Consider the following 19,330-nt stretch of genomic DNA (forward strand, 5'->3'; position numbering starts at 1 on the left):
AGACATGCATCCGATTGTGGAGAAAGTGACCCAGCGGATAATCGAGCGCAGCCGTGCAGGGCGCGAGGATTACCTGCGGAGAATGGCGGAACTCGGCGAGCAGTCACCGCAGCGAGGTGTGCTCTCCTGCGGCAACCTGGCGCATGGTTTTGCCGCCTGTTGCCAGCCTGACAAGGACACCCTCAAGCTGATGAACAAGGCGAATGTCGCCATCGTGTCTGCCTACAACGACATGCTGTCGGCGCATCAGCCTTACCACCGTTTCCCGGATGTGATTCGCGAGGCGGCGCACGGCATGGGTTCGGTCGCCCAGTTCGCCGGCGGTACGCCGGCCATGTGCGACGGTGTCACCCAGGGGCAGCCGGGCATGGAGCTGAGTCTGTTCTCCCGCGACGTGATCGCCATGAGCACCGCGGTGGCGCTGAGCCACAACATGTTCGATGCCACCCTCCTGCTGGGTATCTGCGACAAGATCGTGCCGGGCCTGCTGATCGGCTCCCTGAGCTATGGCTACCTGCCGACAGTGCTGGTGCCGGCCGGCCCCATGCCGTCCGGCCTGCCCAATAAAGAGAAGCAGCGCATCCGTCAGTTGTACGCCGAAGGGAAGGTGGGCAAGGACGAATTGCTGGAAGCCGAAAGCGCGTCCTATCACAGTGCCGGGACTTGCACCTTCTATGGCACCGCCAACAGCAACCAATTGCTGGTGGAAGTCATGGGGCTGCACATGCCGGGCTCGGCCTTCATTCATCCCGATACCGATTTGCGCGATGCCCTGACCACCGCCGCGACGGAACAGGTGGTGAAGCTGTCCAAGCCAAATGGCGGCAAGCTGGGCCTGGCGGACATGGTATCGGAGAAGAGCATCGTCAATGCCCTGGTGGCGCTGCTGGTGACCGGCGGTTCCACCAACCACACCATCCACTGGATCGCGATTGCCCGGGCGGCGGGGATCACCATCAACTGGGACGACTACGCCGAGCTGTCTTCGGTCGTGCCGTCCATGACCCGCATCTACCCCAACGGTCAGGCCGATATCAACGCGTTCCACGACGCGGGCGGCACGCCGTTCCTGATTCGCGAACTGCTGGAGCATGGCTACCTGCACAACGACGTGGAGACGGTGGTGGGCCATGGTCTGGAGCGCTACACCCAGATGCCGTCGCTGGATAACGGCAAGCTGGTGTGGTCACCGTCGAATACTGAAAGTGGTGATAAAGAGGTGCTCAGTTCCGCGGACGAACCGTTTGCGCCGGAAGGGGGGTTGCGGGTTCTCGACGGCAACCTCGGCCGTGGCGTGATCAAGGTGTCTGCGGTTAAGCCGGATCATCACATCGTGCGCGCGCCGGCTGTGGTCCTTAACGACCAGAACGAGCTGGCCAAGGCGTTCGACGCCGGGGATCTGGACAAGGACTGCGTTGTCGTCGTCCGCTTCCAGGGCCCCAAGGCAAACGGGATGCCGGAGCTGCACAAGCTGACGCCGTACCTGGGTGTCCTGCAGGATCGCGGCTATCACGTGGCGCTGGTCACCGACGGCCGCATGTCCGGTGCCTCCGGCAAGGTGCCGGCCGCCATTCACGTGTATCCGGAGGCGCTCGACGGTGGCCCGCTGTCCAAGGTGCGCGACGGCGACATCATCTGTGTCGACGCCACCAAGGGGCGGCTGGATATCGACGTCTCCGACGACGAATTCGCAGCCCGGGAGTCGGACCGCATTGATCTCAGCGCCGTGCATCAAGGCTACGGCCGCGAGCTGTTTGGTTGGATGCGTCGTTCTGCCGGTACGCCGGAGGAGGGTGCCAGCTTTTTCTGGAGTCACGACGCATGACCGATCAATCCATGGTAGAGCTGGTCGGTGACATCGGCGGGACCAACGCCCGTTTTGCGTTGGCCCAGGAGGGCGATGTCCGTCCACACGCCATTGAGATCCTTCGCTGCGGGGGCTACGACAACCTGGATGGCGCTATCCGGGCGTACATGGAAAAGGTTGGTATCGATCGCATCAAGGACGTCTGCCTGGCGGTTGCCGGTCCGGTGCCGTCGGCCGACGATCCCGACGCCCAGGTGCGGATGACCAACAACCACTGGCGTTTCGGCTTGCGGGACATTCGCGAACAGTTCGGTCTGCGCTCATTCAAGGTGATCAACGATTTCACCGCCATGGCGCTGGGCGTCCCCCACGTGCCGGAGGATCAGCTGGTTCACGTGTGTGGCGGGCCTGGCAATGTCCGTCGGGCGCGGCTGGTTATCGGGCCGGGGACCGGCCTAGGCGTGTCGGGTCTGGTTCCGCTGCGCGATGGCTGGATTCCGTTGATGACCGAGGGCGGTCACGTGGATTTCGCGCCTACCGACGAGACCGAGATTGCCATCCTGCGGATTCTCAAGGAGCGGTTCGGACGGGTTTCTGTGGAGCGGATCCTCTGCGGCCAGGGGCTATTGAATCTCTACCAGGCCCATGCCGAGATCCAGGGCGTCGCTGCGCCGCTGGATGCGCCTGAAAAGATCTCCAACGCCGCCGTCAACGACGGTGACCCGCTGGCTCGTCACGCCCTGCGCCATTTCTGCGAGATCCTCGGCCGGACAGCGGGCAATGCCGCGCTTACGGTGGGCAGCCTGGGCGGCGTCTACCTGTGCGGCGGCATCCTGCCGCGTTTCCTCGACTTTTTCCTGGAAAGCCCTTTCCAGGCAGCGTTTGAGGACAAGGGCCGCATGCGGCCGTTGATGGAATCGACGCCGGTCCATGTGGTGATGGAGCCGTATACTGGTCTGCTGGGGGCCGCCGAAGCGCTGCGCAACCCCGAAGTCTGAGTCGCCTCCCTTGAGCCGGTCAGGACCATATTGTCTCGACCGGCTCAATCTGCTTTCATTGTCCCTCGCGTTGCCTGCCGGCCCTGTCGGCAGTGTGCTCCTGTCGCTTTATCGCTTCCAGAATGGGGGTCTCTATGCGGGTGGCCGTCTTTTGTGGCTCAAGCCACGGTAATGATCCAGTCTACGAACAGAGCGCCCGCGCCATGGGTCGCGCCCTTGCCGAAGGCGGGCATACGCTGGTCTACGGTGGTGGCAAGGTGGGTCTCATGGGTGTGGTTGCGGATACGGTGCTGGAGCATGGAGGCGAGGTCATCGGTGTCATCCCCCGGATGCTGAAGGAGCGTGAGGTGGCCCACGAGGGCGTGACCGAACTCTTCGTCGTGGAAGACATGCACGAGCGCAAGGGGCGCATGAACTCACTGGCGAAGGCGTTTATTGCCATGCCCGGCGGGCCCGGCACGCTGGAAGAAATCTTCGAGGCCTGGACCTGGGCCCAGCTTGGGTACCACGAAAAGCCGTGCGCGTTCTACAACGTGGCCGGTTACTACGATCCGCTGCTGGCGTTCATGGACACCATGCGGGATCGGGAATTCCTCAAGCCGCATTACCGGGACATGCTGATCGTGAGCGATGACCCCTCGACGATTCTTTCCCGCTTCGAAACCTACTCGTCGCCCCAGGCCAAGTGGCGCTGAGGCAACGACTTCCGGATCAGAGCGTCAACGGTTTATCCGCCGCGCGCCGCTCCTCCTGCCACTCTTCCAGCGTCTTGGCAGCGGTGTTGCCATCGAGGCTGTCGACGATTTCGAAGAAGTCCGATCCCAGCGGATCCGACAGGATCTTATCCCGCGCCTTGCTCTTGACCACGTAGACGGTCTGCACATTCTGATGATCGAACGCGCGCCATTGTTGCTCGTCTTTCAGGAGGCTGTAGCGATAGTCCTCCAGGGCCCGGATAACAGCAGCCGTATTGAGCGTGCCGGCCCGCTCTACCGCATCCCGATATTGATAGAGAATGCTGTAGGCGGACGCGGCGGCTGAAGAGGGGCGCATGTTGTAGCGTTCGACAAAGTCTTCCACGAACTGCTTGCCTCGCGGGTAGTCGTACTTGTAGGGCACTTCCCAGACCCAGGGCGCTGAGCCGATGACGCCTTCCATGATCGTAGGGCCAACGTCCAGCGCCATGCCCAGGGTGATGTTTGGCACCACCACCTGCATCTGATCCTTGATGCCCATCTCGTAGGCAATATTGAGCGCCCGCACCATGTCGTCGCCGAACAGCACCATCACCAGCACATCGGCACCGCTGGCCTGGGCCTGTTCTAGCGCAGCCTTGAAATCCCGGATATAGGCCCGGGGGAAGGGGGTTTTGACACCGGGGTGCGCCTCGGTATCCGTGGTATCGGTGAAGCGGCGCATGGAGCTTTCGGTCGACCAGCCCCAGGTGTAGTCGGCGGTGATGTAGAAAAATTTCTGTCCCGCATAGCGCGACTGCAGATGATGGCTGATCGCCTTGGCGGCCATCCAGGCGTTGAAAGGCTCGCGGAACATGTGGCTGTGGCCGGCGCTGCCGGTGGTGGCGTTGGAATAAGTCAGGGTGCCGAAGTAGAGGCGGTCACGTTTCCGCGCTTCCTCGCCGGAGGCAATCGCCACGGCACTCGAGACACCGCCAAACACCATGCGGGCGTTCTCCCGGTCGATCAGCTCCGCGGTATTGGCTGCCCCCTGCTTGGGATCACTGCTGTTATTGCGGATGACCAGTTCAATCGGCTGACCGAGAATGCCGCCATTCTGGTTGATTTCTTCGACGGCCATGAAAGCGCCCAGGCGTTCCTGCAGTCCCTGGTCTTTGTAACGGCCATTTTGCGGGTAGTTGAAGCCGATCTTGAGCGTTTCGGCGGACAGGGTGGTGGCCGCAAACGCCAGGACGATACCGGCGCACAGCAGTCGCGTGATTGACATGATCCGTTGTCTCCCGGGCCCGTCCGGTTGGTGGCGTCGCGAGCCCCTTGTTGTTTTTAAATTGGGTGTTTTTTGAACGCTTCTTGAGTGTGAACAGGGTTGGTTGTGGCATCAATGGGACCAACGTACGACATTCAGAGAAGAATTGTGTCTTGGGGTAACCCGATGTAAAGATGGGCGGAGCAACCATGCAGCGAGCCGGGGTGCGATCCCGGAACCGGAGGTGACGGATGGATTTCAGGGCCTACGAAGCACGGTTACGGGACGTCCTGGGCGGCCGGGAGTCGGCGTTTTCGGATGCAGAATACCAGCGGCGCTGTCAGGCGCTCGATCGGCGTCTTGAGGCGGAAGGGCTCGACGCTCTGCTGGTCACAAATCCGGCTGAAATCTATTACCTGACCGGGTACAACACTTTTGAAGTGTCGGTGCATACCGCGCTGGCCTACTGTCCGTCGCAGTCCGTGCTTCAGGTGCCGTCGATCGAGACCGGTCCGGCGGTGGCCTGCGCCCGGGTGGACCGGATTCTCGGCTATCGCTGGGAAGATCCGCAGGAGGTCATCGAGCCGCTGGCGGACTGCCTTGCGGGGCAGGGTAAACGCATCGGTATCGATTGTTGGGGTGGTGGTTTGCGGAGCGGGTTGCTGGCGGGACTGGAAAAGCGATTGCCGGATCATGCGTGGGTGGATGCGTCCGGTCTGCTCAACCCCATCCGCAGGATCAAATCCAGTGAGGAGCTGGTTTGTCTGGAGCAGGCGGCACGCTTGACCGAAGCTGGCATCGAGGTCGCGCGGCAAACCGTTTCGGCAGGCCGCACAGACAGCGAAGTGGTGGCCGCCGCCGCTGAAGCCATGCATCGCCATGGCAGTGAATTCATGAGCATGCAGCCGATTGTCGTCGCCGGTCGACGCAGTAGCGTGATCCATACCAATCATCGGCGCTTTCCCATCCAGGCGGGTGAGCCGGTCTTTATCGAGCTGGGCGCCGCCTATCAGCGCTATACCTCACCGATGATGCATACCATCGTCGCCGGGGCAGAGTCGCCCGATTCCCACATGCAGGCGATGGCCGGGATGTGTCGACGGGTCTACGAGGCCCTGGTCACCGCAATGAAACCGGGCGCGACGTTTGACAGCGCGGCACTCGCCGCGGAGGACGCCTGGCGGAAAGAAGCGCAGGAGGCGTTCTTTTCCGGGGTGTACGGTTACACGGTTGGTGGCCAGTTTCCGCCGTCCTGGGTGGAAGGCTCGGGTTTTATTGCTCGCGGGCAGCCGGCTGAATTCGAGGAGAATATGGTGTTCCACCTGCCCCTTTGCTTCCGGATTCCCGGGCTATGGGGCATGGGCTTCAGTGAGACGGTTCGGGTGGGGCCCCAGGGCGCGGTTCCGTTGACACGAAACCGCTGGACCCTCGAGTCAGGCGGTTGATACGGCAGACGGCCTGGCCGGTTGGTTGGCCAGGTGGTCGCGGATGCTGCTGAGTTCCGCCGCTGTCAGACGCAAGCCGAGCTTGGTGCGACGCCAGACGATATCCTCCGCGTCCACCGCCCACTCGTGCCCGGTCAGGTAATCGATCTCGCGGGCGTACAGGTTGGCGCCGAAGTGATGTCCCATGTCTTCCATGGATTCACAGCCGTCCAGCAATGTCCGGGTTCGCGTACCGTAGGTGCGTACGTAACGCTGGGCAAGGCCCGTGGGCAGCCAGGGGTAGGAAATCTTGAATTCGTTGAGCAGATCGTCCTGACTGGTAAAGTCGCCGCCTGGCAGGGGCGCGCTGCGGGTCCAGTTGGGGCCGGCATTCGGGAAGAATTCGCAGATGCGATCCGTTGCGGCTTCGGCCAGCTTGCGATAAGTCGTGATCTTGCCGCCAAAAATGGAAATCAGCGGGGCTTTGTCATCGCCGCCGTCCACTTCGAACGTGTAGTCCCGTGAGGCCTTCTGAGCGTCGCCGCCTTCATCGTCCATCAACGGACGCACGCCGGAGTAGGACCAGACGACGTCGTCCGGTGTCAGTTTGTTGCGGAAATAATCGTTGACGATACCGATCAGGTAGTCGACTTCCTCATCGGAAATGACCGCTTTCTTGGGATCGCCTTCGTAATCCACGTCGGTTGTCCCCACCAGAGAGAAATCGTCTTCGTAGGGGATGACGAAAATGATGCGCTCATCCGCGTTCTGCAGGATATAGGCTTCCGGTTCGTCGTGGATCTTGGGCACCACAATGTGACTGCCTTTGACCATGCGGATCTGCTTGGGCGCTGGAATGTTCAGGCTTTCCCGGAACAGGGCGCTGACCCACGGGCCGGTGGCGTTGACCATGGCCTTGCAGGTGATGGTCTCACTTTTCCCGGTCAGTCGGTCGTTCAGAGTCACGCTCCAGTGATCTCCTGAACGCTCCGCCCGTTCGCAGCGGGTTCGGGTCATCACGCGGGCGCCTTTTTCCTCGGCGGCCTTGGCGGTCAGTACCACCAGGCGGGCGTCGTCCACCCAGCCGTCGGAATACTCAAACCCGCGGGTAATCTCGGGCACCAGGGGGCTGTTGCCGTTGAAACGGATGCTGTTGGAGCCTTTGAGCAATTCGCGCTTGGCCAGGTGGTCGTACAGGAACAGGCCGGTACGGATCATCCAAGCCGGACGCAGATGCGATTGGTAGGGCAGTCGAAAGCGCATTGGCCACATGATGTGGGGTGCATTGCGCAGAAGCGATTCCCGCTCAGCCAGGGCCTGGCGAACCAGTTTGAACTCGTAGTGCTCCAGGTAGCGCAGGCCGCCGTGGATCAGCTTGCTGCTGCTGGACGATGTGGCCGAGGCCAGATCGTTCATCTCACACAGCAGGGTTTTCAATCCCCGCCCGGCGGCATCCATGGCGATGCCGGTTCCATTGACACCTCCGCCGACGACGACCAGGTCGTAGTCTGTTTCTGCCGCGCTCATACTATTCCGTCTCCAGCCTGTTCGTTTTGGCGATTTTATGGCCAACGCAATCATTATGCGAAAACATCCGGTATTCGTAAAGGAAAATAAAGAATAAAAACGAACACTGTGACGCGTATCGAACGAGCGCCGGATTACCGGCTGAAACAGCAGGAAGGAGGCGTCAGACCACGTGTAATTTGACGTCGTTATCGGTCAGCAGTTGCTGGATATCGTGCGGTGGTTTCTGGTCGGTAAAGAAATGATCGGCCTGTGTGATGCTGCCGAGGCGGACCATGGCGTTGCGCCCGAACTTGGTGTGGTCGGCGGCCAGCAGGACCTGTTGAGAGTTGGTGATGATCGTCTGCGCCACGCGTACTTCCCGGTAATCGAAGTCCAGCAGGGAGCCGTCCATGTGGATGCCGCTGATGCCGATCACGCCGAAATCCATCTTGAACTGATTGATGAAATCGCGAGTCGCCTCGCCAACGATACCGCCGTCCCGGTTACGCACTTCACCGCCGGCGATGATGATGTGGAAATCTTCGCGGCTCGCCAGGATAGAGGCCACGTGCAGATTGTTGGTCACGATGCGCAGGTTATTGTGGTTGAGCAGGGCCCGGGCAATGGTTTCGGTGGTGGTCCCGATATTGATGAACAGGGAAGAGCCATCGGGAATCATGCTGACCAGGCTGTGGGCGATGCGCTCCTTGGCCTCCAGATCCATGATCTTGCGGGTCTGGTAGGCGGTGTTGACGGTGCTGGAATCAATACCCGCGCCGCCATGATGTCGTCGCACCCGGCTCTGGCGAGCCAGCTGGTTGAGGTCCCGGCGGATGGTTTGCGGTGTCACCTGGAAATGGTCCACAAGTTGCTCGGTCGTCACGAAGCCGTTCTGGTGAATCAGCTCCATGATCAGATCTTGCCGGTGTTTCTGTGCCATGCTCGATACCCGCACTCTTGTTGTTTGTAGGACGTCCGGTCGCATTGCGAAAATCCGGATGTCTGCGACCCAGTGCACGTCGTTCGACGATTTATTAAATCAATATAACACGTTATCCGGGATGGACCGGGCCGCGGCGCTTGCCGTTCTCATGATAAGGTGCATCATCGCTCGGCTGAATCACTGAAAACGAAAAAATATTTGGATTCGTTTTCGAAAAGGGTAAGAATGCCGCAAAGGCCCTGATCGAAGAACCGCCGGATTGACCGGTGAATGTTCAGGGGCAAAGCCGAACAAGAAGCGAATAAACGGTAAAGGGTGCAATCATGACGCGTTATCTCATGGCAATTGACCAGGGCACGACCAGCTCACGAGCCATGATTTTCGACGATCGGGGTGAGTTCGTCGAGGTGAGCCAGCAGGAGTTCCCACAACACTTCCCGGAGAGCGGTTGGGTCGAGCACGATCCGGAGGATATCTGGCGCACGGTCATCGAAACCTGTCGGGCGGTCCTGGAAAAGGCCGACCTGAAGGCGGAAGACCTCGCCGGCATCGGTATCACCAATCAGCGTGAGACCACGGTCGTCTGGGACCGGGAAACGGGCAAGCCCATCTATAACGCCATTGTCTGGCAGGACCGGCGCGCGGCCACCTTGTGTCGGCAGCTCAAGGACGACGGCAGCGAGGCGATGATCCATGAGAAAACCGGGCTGCTGGCGGACCCTTATTTCTCCGCCACCAAGCTGCGCTGGATACTCGACAACGTCGATGGTGCCCAGGAAAAAGCCGAGCAGGGCAAGCTAGCGTTCGGCACCATCGATACCTTCCTGCTGTGGCGTCTGACCGGCGGGCGATCCCACTTCACCGATGCCACCAACGCCTCGCGTACGCTGCTGTTCAATATTCACGAGCAGCAATGGGATGTGGACCTGCTGAAGCTGTTCAATATTCCCGAAGTCCTGTTGCCCGAGGTGCTCGATTCTGCCGATGAGTTCGGCTCCCTCGAGCCCGAACTGCTGGGCGCCCCGGTGCCGGTTTATGGCATGGCCGGTGATCAGCAGGCCGCGTTGTTCGGACAGACCTGCTTTCGGGAAGGCATGGCCAAAAGCACGTACGGTACCGGCTGTTTCCTGATGTTGAACACGGGCGACAAGCCTTTGCATTCCTCCTCGCGCTTGCTGACCACGGTCGGCTATCGCCTGAACGGCAAGGTTACCTATGCGCTTGAAGGCAGCATCTTTATTGCCGGTGCGGCGATCCAGTGGCTGCGGGATGGCGTCAAGCTGATCCGCATGGCCCGGGAGACCGAGTCGCTGGCGGAGCAGACGCCGGCCAACCACGGGGTCTATCTCGTGCCGGCCTTTACCGGCCTGGGCGCGCCATACTGGGATCCCAAGGCGCGCGGGGCGATCTTCGGACTGACACGGGATACCGGCATCAAGGAAATCGTCACCGCCGGGCTGCAGTCCGTCTGTTACCAGACCAAGGATCTGCAGAAGGCCATGGAAAAGGATGGTGTCCGACCGGTTGCCCTGCGGGTGGACGGTGGCATGGTGGAAAACAACTGGGTGCTGCAGTTCCTCGCTGATGTGCTGGGAGCGACGGTCGATCGCCCCAAACTGATCGAAACCACCGCGCTGGGCGCGGCTTACCTGGCGGGCCTCAAGGCGGGCGTCTTCGATTCCCTCGAAACCCTGGAAGGTCTGTGGCAGTGCGACCGCAGCTTCACGCCGGAAATGACCAAGGAAACCCGGGACCGCCTCTACGAGGGCTGGGTAGAGGCGGTCAACCGGTTGCAGGATTGATCCGCTTCGCGCGTTACCGGACCCCCAGTTCCCGCAGGCGCTTATACACGGTATTCCGGCTGAAGCCGAAATGCCGCGCCGTGCGCGAAATATTACCCTGATGCTGGTTGTAAACCTCCAGCAGCGAGTCCAGCGTCGAGCGCATCCGTTGCTCGGGCGGCGTCGTCTTTATCTCGGCGGCCGGCGCTACGGGATGGGCCGTAGCGGCGTTCAGATCCCGGATAAAGTCGTCGGGCAAGTGCCAGGTTTCAATCATTTCCCGGTCGGCCATGGCCAGGGCCACCTGCATGACATTGATCAGTTGACGGATGTTGCCGGGCCAGGGGTGCCGCTCCAGGATATCCAGCAGGGCGTCGGGCAGTTCGGGCGGTTGGTCCGGGTCCCGGTAATAGGCATGAACCTGGCGAAACAGGGCTCGCTTGTCACTGCGGTCGCGTAGGCGCGGCAGTTCGATGGCCAGGCCATTGATCCGGTAATACAGGTCCGGCCGGAACGTCCCCGCACCCACCTGTTCACGCAGTGTCTGGTTGGTCGCCGAGACCAGGCGTATATCCACCGCATAGGCCTCGGTGGATCCGACCGGCGTAACCTCTCTTTCCTGCAGTACCCGCAGTAAGCGGGCCTGGGCCCGGGCTGGCATCTCTCCAATTTCGTCCAGAAACAGGATGCCCCCATGAGCCTTGCGGATTAAACCGGTAGCACCTTCCGTGCTGGCGCCGGTGAACGCCCCCCGTTCGTAACCGAACAACTCGGACTCCACCAGCTCTGATGGGATTGCGGCGCAGTTGACGGCCACCAGCGGCTGATCGCGGCGGTCACTGGTCTGATGCAGCGCCTTCACGAACACTTCTTTACCCACACCGGTTTCACCATGAATCAGGATCGGGATGTCGCGATCGGCAACCCGGGTGGCCTGACGGATGCAGCGGCGCACCTGTTCGTCACCGAACTCGATGTCCGCAAACGTGAGTGTGCCGTTTGCAGGTGCGATTGGGGAAGCGGTCGGGCGGGTCGGACTCTGCCCGTTGGAGGCTGCCGAAGGCGCCCGCAACAGGCCGAACAGCCGGCGGTGGTTGCGGGTGCGGAGCTGGAATGGCCCCTGGTCACCGTGCCCAAGTAGCTCATCCAGACCGAGGTTCAGCAGTTCGCTGATCGGCTGGTGGAGCTGCTCGGTCGCCAGGAGCTGGCCGGCCCGCTGGTTGACGGCGACGATAGCGCCGCCTTCGTCGAACGCGAGCAGGCCTGACCACTGGCTGTCCAGGTTGTCGGGGTTGGTGTTGAGAGTCAGCAGGTAGCAGTCCCGGCTATAGGTTCTCGCCATCAGACGGTTTTCCACCGAGATCGCCATCAGCTTCACCATGCCCAGGGTGTGGGCCTGGGGCAGATAGGCATCACTGGAGACGTTCAGCACCCCGATGAGATTGCGATTGACGTCCCGGATCGGGGCGGCGCATCCCACCATGAATCGATTTGCGGTGAGGAAATGTTCGTTGCGTTGGACCTGGATGGCCTGGCCGCAGGCGATCGCCGTTCCAATGGCGTTGGTGCCGTTATGGCGCTCCTGCCAGCTGCAGCCTTCCCGGAACAGGTCCGGACGGCCGGTCTCGGTAAAGCGTCGGTCACCCCAGTGGCGCAGCAAGCGTCCCTGACTGTCGGACAGCATGATCAGGGAGCGGCTGTTGGCCAGGATGTTGTCGTAGTAGGGCAACACTTCGCATTCAGTGGTATCCAGCAGGATGCCGTTTGCTTCATGCAGCTGGCGGCAGGCCGGCCGATCCAGTTCCCGGGCCGTTGGCGGGGCATCGTGGGTGAGTCCGAATTCGTGACAGCGCGCCCATGAGGCCGCGATCAGCTCACCGAAATCGTCGGTTGTGGTTATCCTGGTCACGGTGGTTTCCCTGTTTCGTTGTTGTCTTTATCCGCGTTCGGGAACCGCAAAGATTGTTCAATATTGTGTTCACAGTGTTCGCTTGTCAATGTTCAGTGTGAACAGTTTCATTCGAAAACGAACATTCGTTTGCGCGAGGGAAAGTGCGCGAGTATTGAATAAATCGCCTAAAAACAGATGCATAAATAAATCGGGAGAAACGAAAAGGATCATTGGTATGTTCGTTGCCTTGCTATCTTCGAAAGCGAACGTATCACCGCCGGTGCGGTGTTCGCGCAGTCAGAACAAAAACAAGGACACGAACGCATGTCGCTGACTCTTGAGAATGTGTCCCGCGTGGTGGACGGCGTGCCCCATGTGGCGGATGCCGATCTCACCTTCGAAGCCGGATCCTTTAACGTGCTGCTGGGGCGAACCCTGGCGGGCAAGACATCCCTGATGCGCCTGATGGCCGGGCTGGATCGTCCTGATGAAGGGCGCGTGCTGGTCGATGGCGTGGATGTGACCGGCCAGAGCGTGCAGAAACGCAACATCTCGATGATCTACCAGCAGTTCATCAACTACCCGAACCTGACGGTGTGGGACAACATCGCCTCGCCCCTGAAACTGGCCAGGATGGCGCCCTCGGAGATCGAGCGCCGGGTGCGCGAAACCGCCGAAATGCTGCGCATCGAGAACCTGCTCAAACGCTACCCGCTGGAGCTGTCCGGAGGCCAGCAGCAGCGCACGGCGATGGCCCGGGCCCTGGTCAAGGATGCCACCCTGATCCTGTTCGACGAGCCCTTGGTCAACCTGGACTACAAGCTGCGCGAGGAATTGCGCGCCGAGCTGCGGGAACTGTTCCGCGCCCGCAATTGCGTGGCGGTTTACGCCACCACTGAGCCCAACGAGGCCCTGGCCCTGGGTGGCGTCACAACACTGCTCCACGAGGGCCGGATTATCCAGAGTGGCCCGGTGATGGACGTTTATCGTCGACCCGTGAACACCACGGCGGCGGAGCTGTTCAGCGAGCCGCCGATCAACTTCATGCCGGGTCGGGTCACCGAGAACGACGTGACCTTCGACGAATACGCCCACCATCCGCTCACCCGGGAGCTGTCTTCCCTGTCGCCGGGCCATTACCAGTTCGGCATCCGGCCCAGTCATATCAGTCTGGTTCCGCAGAACGAGGACGACCTGGAGCTGGCAATGACGGTGGAGCTGGCGGAGATCAGTGGTTCGGAAACCTTCATGCACGTGAAGAACGAACATTTCGAACTGGTGCTGCAGCTGATGGGCGTTCACGAATACCACACCGAGACCGCCATCCGGATCTACCTGCCCATCAGCAAGCTATTCGTGTTCGACGAGGCCGGGGATCTGGTGCACGCGCCGGCTTCGGTGAACGACAACCCAGCGGATACGGAGTAAGCGACCATGGCCGAAATCCAGTTGAATTCGCTTGCCCACAGCTACAGCCGCCATCCCGAAGGCCCCGGCGATTACGCCATCCGCCAGATGAGCCACACCTGGCACAAGGGCGGGGCCTACGCCTTGCTGGGCCCGTCCGGCTGCGGCAAGACCACCATGCTCAACATCATCTCGGGCCTGCTGGCGCCGTCGGAAGGGGATGTGATGTTCGACAACGTGCGGGTCAACGAACTCTCGCCCAAGGATCGCAACATCGCCCAGGTGTTCCAGTTCCCGGTGGTCTACGACTCCATGACGGTATTCGACAACCTGGCGTTTCCGCTGAAGAACGCCGGCTTTCCCAAAGCCAAGATCCAGGCCAAGGTGGAAGAGATCGCCGCCATCCTGGAGCTCGAGCCGGTGCTGCGCAAGAAAGCGAAGGGTCTGACGGCAGACGAGAAACAGAAAGTCTCCATGGGGCGGGGCCTGGTGCGGGACGACGTCTCCGCCATCCTGTTCGACGAGCCGCTGACCGTCATCGATCCGCAACTCAAGTGGAAGCTGAGGCGCAAGCTCAAGCAGATCCACGAGCAGTTCAACATCACCATGGTCTATGTGACCCACGATCAGTTGGAGGCGTCCACCTTCGCGGACAAGATCGCGGTGATGTACGACGGCCAGATCGTGCAGTTCGGCACGCCCCGTGAGCTGTTCGAGCGGCCCAACCACACCTTTGTGGGCTTCTTCATCGGCAGTCCCGGGATGAACCTGATCGATGTGTCGGTGACGGAGCAGGGCGTTCGTTTCGACGACATCGACGTCCCGCTCGACGACGGGCACAAACAACGCATCGCGGCGACCGGTTCGAGCAACATCAAGCTGGGCATTCGTCCGGAGTTTGTGCAGCTCACTGCCGCGCCCGCCGATGACACCTGGCCCTGCAGCATCCTCGATGTCGAGGACCTGGGCACCTACAAGATCGTCACCCTGCAACTGGGTGAGCAACGGCTGAAGGCCCGGATCGATGAGGACCAGGCGATCTCCGGCGACACCATCCACGTGGGCTTCCCGCGCCAATGGCTGAAGGTGTACGTCGATGAATTCCTGGTGGACGAGCAGACCGAGGAGGCGCAGTCATGAGAAAGGTCCCCAATAACCGCGCCTGGTGGCTGGTGCTGCCGGTTTTCATCCTGGTGGCTTTCTCCGCCCTCATCCCGCTGATGACGGTCGTGAACTACTCCGTTCAGGACATTTTCGGGCCCAATGCGGCCTACTTTGTCGGCACCGACTGGTTCCGCGAGGTGCTGCGTAACGAAAGCCTGCAGGCGTCTCTCGGCCGTCAGGTGGTGTTCTCGACGGCGGTGTTGCTGATCGAAATCCCGCTGGGCATCGGGATCGCGTTGCTGATGCCCACGGGCGGCAAACGGGCGTCCCTGTGCCTGATCCTGCTGGCGATTCCGCTGCTGATTCCCTGGAATGTGGTGGGCACCATCTGGCAGATCTTCGGCCGGGGTGACATCGGCCTGTTCGGGCGATTCCTGAATGAGATCGGTATCAACTACAACTACACGGCGGACCCGGTGGACGCCTGGTTCACGGTGTTGCTGATGGACGTCTGGCACTGGACGCCACTGGTGGCCCTGCTGTGCTATTCCGGGTTGCGCGCAATTCCCCAGGCGTTCTACCAGGCTGCGGAAATCGACCGCGCCTCTCGTTGGGCCGTCTTCCGCTACATCCAGTTGCCCCGTCTGAAAAGCGTGCTGGTCATCGCGGTGCTGCTGCGCTTTATGGACAGCTTCATGATTTACACCGAGCCGTTCGTACTCACCGGCGGTGGACCGGGCAGTTCCACCACCTTCCTCAGTCAGACGCTCACCACCATGGCGGTGGGGCAGTTCGATATCGGGCGGGCCGCGGCGTTCTCGCTGGTCTATTTCCTGATCGTGCTGCTGGTGTCCTGGCTGTTCTTCACAGCCATCACCTATCCGGACCGGGACAAGTAGGAGGCCGTCATGACTCATAGCAAACGCCGTGGATTCGGCATCACCTTCTACATCCTGTTGTTGCTGCTGCCGATCTACTGGTTGCTGAACATGTCGTTCAAGACCAACCAGGAGATCCTCAGTTCGCTGACGCTCTGGCCGCAGAACTTCACCTTCCACAACTACGCGGTGATCTTCACGGACCCGAGCTGGTACGACGGCTACATCAACTCGATGATCTACGTGTCCATCAACGTGGTGATCACGCTGCTGGTGTCGCTGCCGGCCGCCTACGCCTTCAGTCGCTACAAGTTCGTCGGGGACAAGCACCTGTTCTTCTGGCTGCTCAGTAACCGGATGGCGCCGCCGGCGGTGTTCCTTTTGCCTTTCTTCCAGCTGTATTCCTCCATCGGCCTGTTCGACACCCACATCGCGGTGGCGCTGGCGCACTGCCTGTTCAATGTGCCGCTGGCGGTGTGGATCCTGGAAGGGTTCATCTCCGGGGTGCCGCGGGAATACGATGAGATGGCCTATATCGACGGTTACAGCTTCCCGCGCTTCTTCATCAAGATCTTCATACCGATGATCCGCTCGGGGATCGGCGTGTCCGCGTTCTTTGCATTCATGTTCTCCTGGGTAGAGCTGCTGCTGGCGCGGACCCTGACGTCGGTCGATGCCCAACCTATTGGCGCCATCATGACCCGAACGGTCGGAGCCAGCGGGATCGACTGGGGCGTGCTGGCGGCGGCCGGTGTGCTCACCATCATTCCGGGCCTGTTGGTGGTCTGGTTCGTTCGCAACCACGTGGCCACGGGCTTTGCCCTGGGCCGGGTCTGAGGAGGTTGAGCATGATTGCCTGGATGCAGTGGACTCTTCCCACCGCGATTTTCTTTGCCACCATCGCCGCCATCCTGCTGGTGATGACGGTGTTCGAAGTGGCCAAGCCCTGCGTGGAGCGCAAGGGCTTCCTGCCGATCGCCACCACACGGGGCGACCGGCTGTTCATTGGCCTGCTCAGCAGCGCCTACATTCATCTCCTGTTCCTCGGTCTGACCGAAGCCAGCCTATGGATTGCCCTGGCGATTTCGGTGGTCTGGCTCGGGGTCCTGTTGCGTTGGGGGTGATGGACAGACATCGGTAGCGTGTTCGGCTTACAACATTGTTAGGGGTTCGAATACGAACTAATGTATAAAAAATGATCGCAAACGATCGTTAAGGATTTTCGATCTATAGCCCCGGGAGGAAGTCCGGCGGGCTTTATGGACGGAAAGAAGGGTGCGGGAAAGCGCTCCGGAAGGCAGTGGGGCATCCTGTGACCTGTAGTCGATAACACTAACAACAGACGAGGTTTGGCTATGTTGAAGAACAAGAACACTCCACAAACCCTCATGCTGAGCGCCGCGGTCGGCCTGCTCAGCCTGGGTTTGAGCCTTCAGGCCAGCGCCGACCAGTATTCCGACGCAGCCAAGAAATGGGTGGATAACGAGTTCCAGCCGTCGACCCTGACCAAGGAACAGCAGCTCAAGGAAATGGCCTGGTACACCGAAGCGGCCAAGCCCTTCCGCGGGATGGAAATCAACGTTGTTTCGGAAACCCTCGCTACCCATGAGTACGAGTCCAACACGTTGGCAAAGGCGTTCACCGAAATCACCGGGATCAAGGTGACCCATAACCTGATCCAGGAAGGGGACGTCATCGAGAAGCTGCAGACCCAGATGCAGTCGGGCCGCAACATCTACGATGCCTACGTCAACGACTCGGACCTGATCGGGACCCACTTCCGCTACGGCAAGGTGGTCCCGATTTCCGACATGATCAAGGGCGATGCCAAGGACGTTACCTCACCGACGCTGGATCTGGACGACTTCATTGGCCTGGAGTTCACCACGGCGCCAGACGGCAAGGTCTACCAGTTGCCGGATCAGCAGTTCGCCAACCTGTACTGGTTCCGGGCGGACTGGTTCGAGCGTGACGATCTGAAGAAGAAGTTCAAGGACATTTACGGCTATGAGCTGGGTGTGCCGGTGAACTGGTCGGCTTATGAGGACATCGCCGAGTTCTTCTCCGACAAGGTCAAGACCATCGACGGCAAGCGCGTCTATGGCCACATGGACTACGGCAAGAAAGACCCGTCCCTGGGCTGGCGCTTCACCGACGCGTGGTTCTCCATGGCGGGTGAGGGCGACAAGGGCCTGCCCAACGGGCTTCCGGTGGACGAGTGGGGCATTCGCGTCGAGGATTGCCATCCGGTCGGTTCCAGCGTGACCCGGGGCGGGGCGGTGAACGGCCCGGCAGCGGTCTACGCTACCCGCAAGTACAAGGAGTGGCTGGAGAAGTACGCGCCGCCGGAAGCCCAGGGCATGACGTTCTCCGAGGCCGGTCCGGTACCGGCGCAGGGTAATGTGGCCCAGCAGATCTTTTGGTACACCGCCTTTACCTCCAGCATGACCAAGGACGGCCTGCCCGTGGTCAACGAGGACGGTACGCCCAAGTGGCGGATGGCGCCGTCCCCCCATGGCCCGTACTGGGAAAAAGGCATGAAGTTGGGGTATCAGGACGTGGGTTCCTGGACCTTCATGAAGTCCACACCTGAGAAACGTCGTCTGGCCGCGTGGCTGTACGCGCAGTTCACCACGTCCAAGACGGTCTCCCTGAAGAAGACCCTGGTCGGCCTGACGCCGATTCGCGAGTCGGACATCAACTCCGAAGCCATGACCGAAGCGGCGCCGAAGCTGGGTGGCCTGGTCGAGTTCTACCGCAGCCCGGCCCGCGTCCAGTGGAGCCCGACCGGTACCAACGTACCGGACTATCCGAAGCTGGCGCAGCTGTGGTGGCAGTATATCTCCCAGGTCACCAGTGGCGAGAAGACCCCGCAGCAGGCGCTGGACGGTCTGGCGGAAGCCCAGGACAACATCATGATGCGCCTGGAACGCGCCAACGTGATGGAAACCTGCGGGCCGAAGCTGAACGAGCCGCGTGACGCCAGCTACTGGCTGAACCAGCCGGGTGCTCCCAAGCCCAAGCTGGAGAACGAGAAGCCGAAGGGCGAAACCGTTCCCTACCAGGAACTTCTGAAGAGCTGGGAAGAAGCTGAGAAGAGCTGATTTCCAACTTGAACGGGAAAGCCGCCGGGTGGTTCATCCGGCGGCTTTTTTTTGTGGGCTACGGAAAGATGAATCCGCGTACGGAGTGCTGGTGAACAATGGGAGCCGCATCAACGGAGTTTGGCTTCTGTTGTTGGCTATAGAGCTCGTGCCGGGAAGCGAATGGACACCCTTGCCTTCGTTGCATTGGACGGCCGTCCCTGGCCGGCTAATACAACCGGGACGTTCCTGTCCCTCCTTCGGCAAGGGTGTCCATTCGCTTCCAATCAATCTCGGGGTGACCTCGAAGCGCTGTTTTGATGTAGCCGAAGGACGACCACACAAAGTACTAAATTCGTCGTCCGGGATTAGGTGACCGATACAATTCAAATCCTTTCTTGGATAAACAGATAGAAGGTCTGGCGTAAGCAGAACCTTAGGGAGACTCTGAATAAGTCCCCGAAATCGGCGATAATACGGCCATCGTCAACCGCGTAGGATTCGTTGCCACCATGGATCAGATGACCTTCTCCGAAGCCGAGTACCAGAACAAGAAGCGCAAGA

Annotated in this window: 15 protein-coding genes; 11 read left to right on the top strand and 4 right to left on the bottom strand. The window is 60.7% G+C overall.

All coding sequences use genetic code 11. From position 1 onward, the window contains the following. Positions 1-4 precede the first annotated feature (4 nt). From edd to J3364_RS05835, 3 genes are all read left to right on the top strand, one after another. Entirely contained in the window at positions 5-1,825 is a 1,821-nt protein-coding gene (gene edd, locus J3364_RS05825) for a phosphogluconate dehydratase (protein ID WP_349557448.1), read from the top strand. Beyond that, positions 1,822-2,805: a glucokinase gene (gene glk / locus J3364_RS05830; RefSeq protein ID WP_349557449.1), complete on the top strand. Its 984-nt coding sequence runs from the start codon at positions 1,822-1,824 to the stop codon at positions 2,803-2,805. Before edd ends, glk begins: the two co-directional genes overlap by 4 nt. A gap of 134 nt (positions 2,806-2,939) precedes the next feature. Next, positions 2,940-3,500 carry an LOG family protein gene (locus J3364_RS05835; RefSeq protein ID WP_123636728.1) on the top strand — a complete coding sequence of 187 codons (561 nt, stop codon included), beginning with the start codon at positions 2,940-2,942 and terminating at the stop codon, positions 3,498-3,500. 16 nt (positions 3,501-3,516) lie between these two features. On the opposite strand, the gene J3364_RS05840 is transcribed toward J3364_RS05835, so the two are convergent. Then, positions 3,517-4,767, bottom strand: coding sequence for an ABC transporter substrate-binding protein (locus J3364_RS05840; protein ID WP_349557450.1), 1,251 nt, complete (start codon positions 4,765-4,767; stop codon positions 3,517-3,519). Between the two features lie 230 nt (positions 4,768-4,997). Here J3364_RS05840 and J3364_RS05845 point away from each other — a divergent pair, with 230 nt between their 5' ends. Beyond that, complete coding sequence (locus J3364_RS05845; RefSeq protein WP_349557451.1) at positions 4,998-6,191, top strand: M24 family metallopeptidase; 1,194 nt, start codon at positions 4,998-5,000, stop codon at positions 6,189-6,191. Here the strand turns inward: J3364_RS05845 and glpD are convergent. Both glpD and J3364_RS05855 read right to left on the bottom strand, forming a co-directional pair. Further along, a complete protein-coding gene (glpD, locus tag J3364_RS05850; RefSeq protein WP_349557452.1) occupies positions 6,180-7,697 on the bottom strand; it encodes a glycerol-3-phosphate dehydrogenase in 1,518 nt (505 codons plus the stop codon). The two genes, J3364_RS05845 and glpD, sit on opposite strands and share 12 nt — an antisense overlap. A 163-nt stretch (positions 7,698-7,860) precedes the next feature. After that, complete coding sequence (locus J3364_RS05855) at positions 7,861-8,619, bottom strand: DeoR/GlpR family transcriptional regulator (RefSeq protein WP_123636724.1); 759 nt, start codon at positions 8,617-8,619, stop codon at positions 7,861-7,863. A 326-nt stretch (positions 8,620-8,945) separates the two neighbouring features. On the opposite strand from J3364_RS05855, the gene glpK reads away from it, so the two are divergent. Further along, positions 8,946-10,424, top strand: a complete 1,479-nt coding sequence (gene glpK, locus J3364_RS05860) for a glycerol kinase GlpK (RefSeq protein ID WP_349557453.1) — start codon at positions 8,946-8,948, stop codon at positions 10,422-10,424. Positions 10,425-10,437: 13 nt separating this feature from the next. On the opposite strand, the gene J3364_RS05865 is transcribed toward glpK, so the two are convergent. Next, positions 10,438-12,312, bottom strand: coding sequence for a sigma-54-dependent Fis family transcriptional regulator (locus J3364_RS05865; protein WP_349557454.1), 1,875 nt, complete (start codon positions 12,310-12,312; stop codon positions 10,438-10,440). A gap of 306 nt (positions 12,313-12,618) precedes the next feature. On the opposite strand from J3364_RS05865, the gene J3364_RS05870 reads away from it, so the two are divergent. From J3364_RS05870 to J3364_RS05895, 6 genes are all read left to right on the top strand, one after another. Continuing rightward, positions 12,619-13,722, top strand: coding sequence for an ABC transporter ATP-binding protein (locus tag J3364_RS05870; protein ID WP_123636721.1), 1,104 nt, complete (start codon positions 12,619-12,621; stop codon positions 13,720-13,722). A 6-nt stretch (positions 13,723-13,728) separates the two neighbouring features. Then, a complete protein-coding gene (locus tag J3364_RS05875) occupies positions 13,729-14,841 on the top strand; it encodes an ABC transporter ATP-binding protein (protein WP_349557455.1) in 1,113 nt (370 codons plus the stop codon). Continuing rightward, entirely contained in the window at positions 14,838-15,704 is an 867-nt protein-coding gene (locus J3364_RS05880) for a carbohydrate ABC transporter permease (protein WP_123636719.1), read from the top strand. The genes J3364_RS05875 and J3364_RS05880 overlap by 4 nt, the downstream gene beginning before the upstream one ends. 9 nt (positions 15,705-15,713) lie before the next feature. Then, on the top strand, positions 15,714-16,520 hold the full coding sequence (locus tag J3364_RS05885; protein ID WP_123636718.1) for a carbohydrate ABC transporter permease: 807 nt from the start codon (positions 15,714-15,716) through the stop codon (positions 16,518-16,520). Between the two features lie 11 nt (positions 16,521-16,531). Next, positions 16,532-16,807, top strand: coding sequence for a DUF2160 domain-containing protein (locus J3364_RS05890; RefSeq protein ID WP_203140738.1), 276 nt, complete (start codon positions 16,532-16,534; stop codon positions 16,805-16,807). Between the two features lie 231 nt (positions 16,808-17,038). Beyond that, positions 17,039-18,787 carry an ABC transporter substrate-binding protein gene (locus J3364_RS05895; protein ID WP_349557456.1) on the top strand — a complete coding sequence of 583 codons (1,749 nt, stop codon included), beginning with the start codon at positions 17,039-17,041 and terminating at the stop codon, positions 18,785-18,787. Positions 18,788-19,330 lie beyond the last annotated feature (543 nt).

Origin of the sequence: Marinobacter sp. NFXS9, assembly GCF_040148665.1 — a bacterium.
GTDB lineage: Bacteria > Pseudomonadota > Gammaproteobacteria > Pseudomonadales > Oleiphilaceae > Marinobacter_A > Marinobacter_A mangrovi.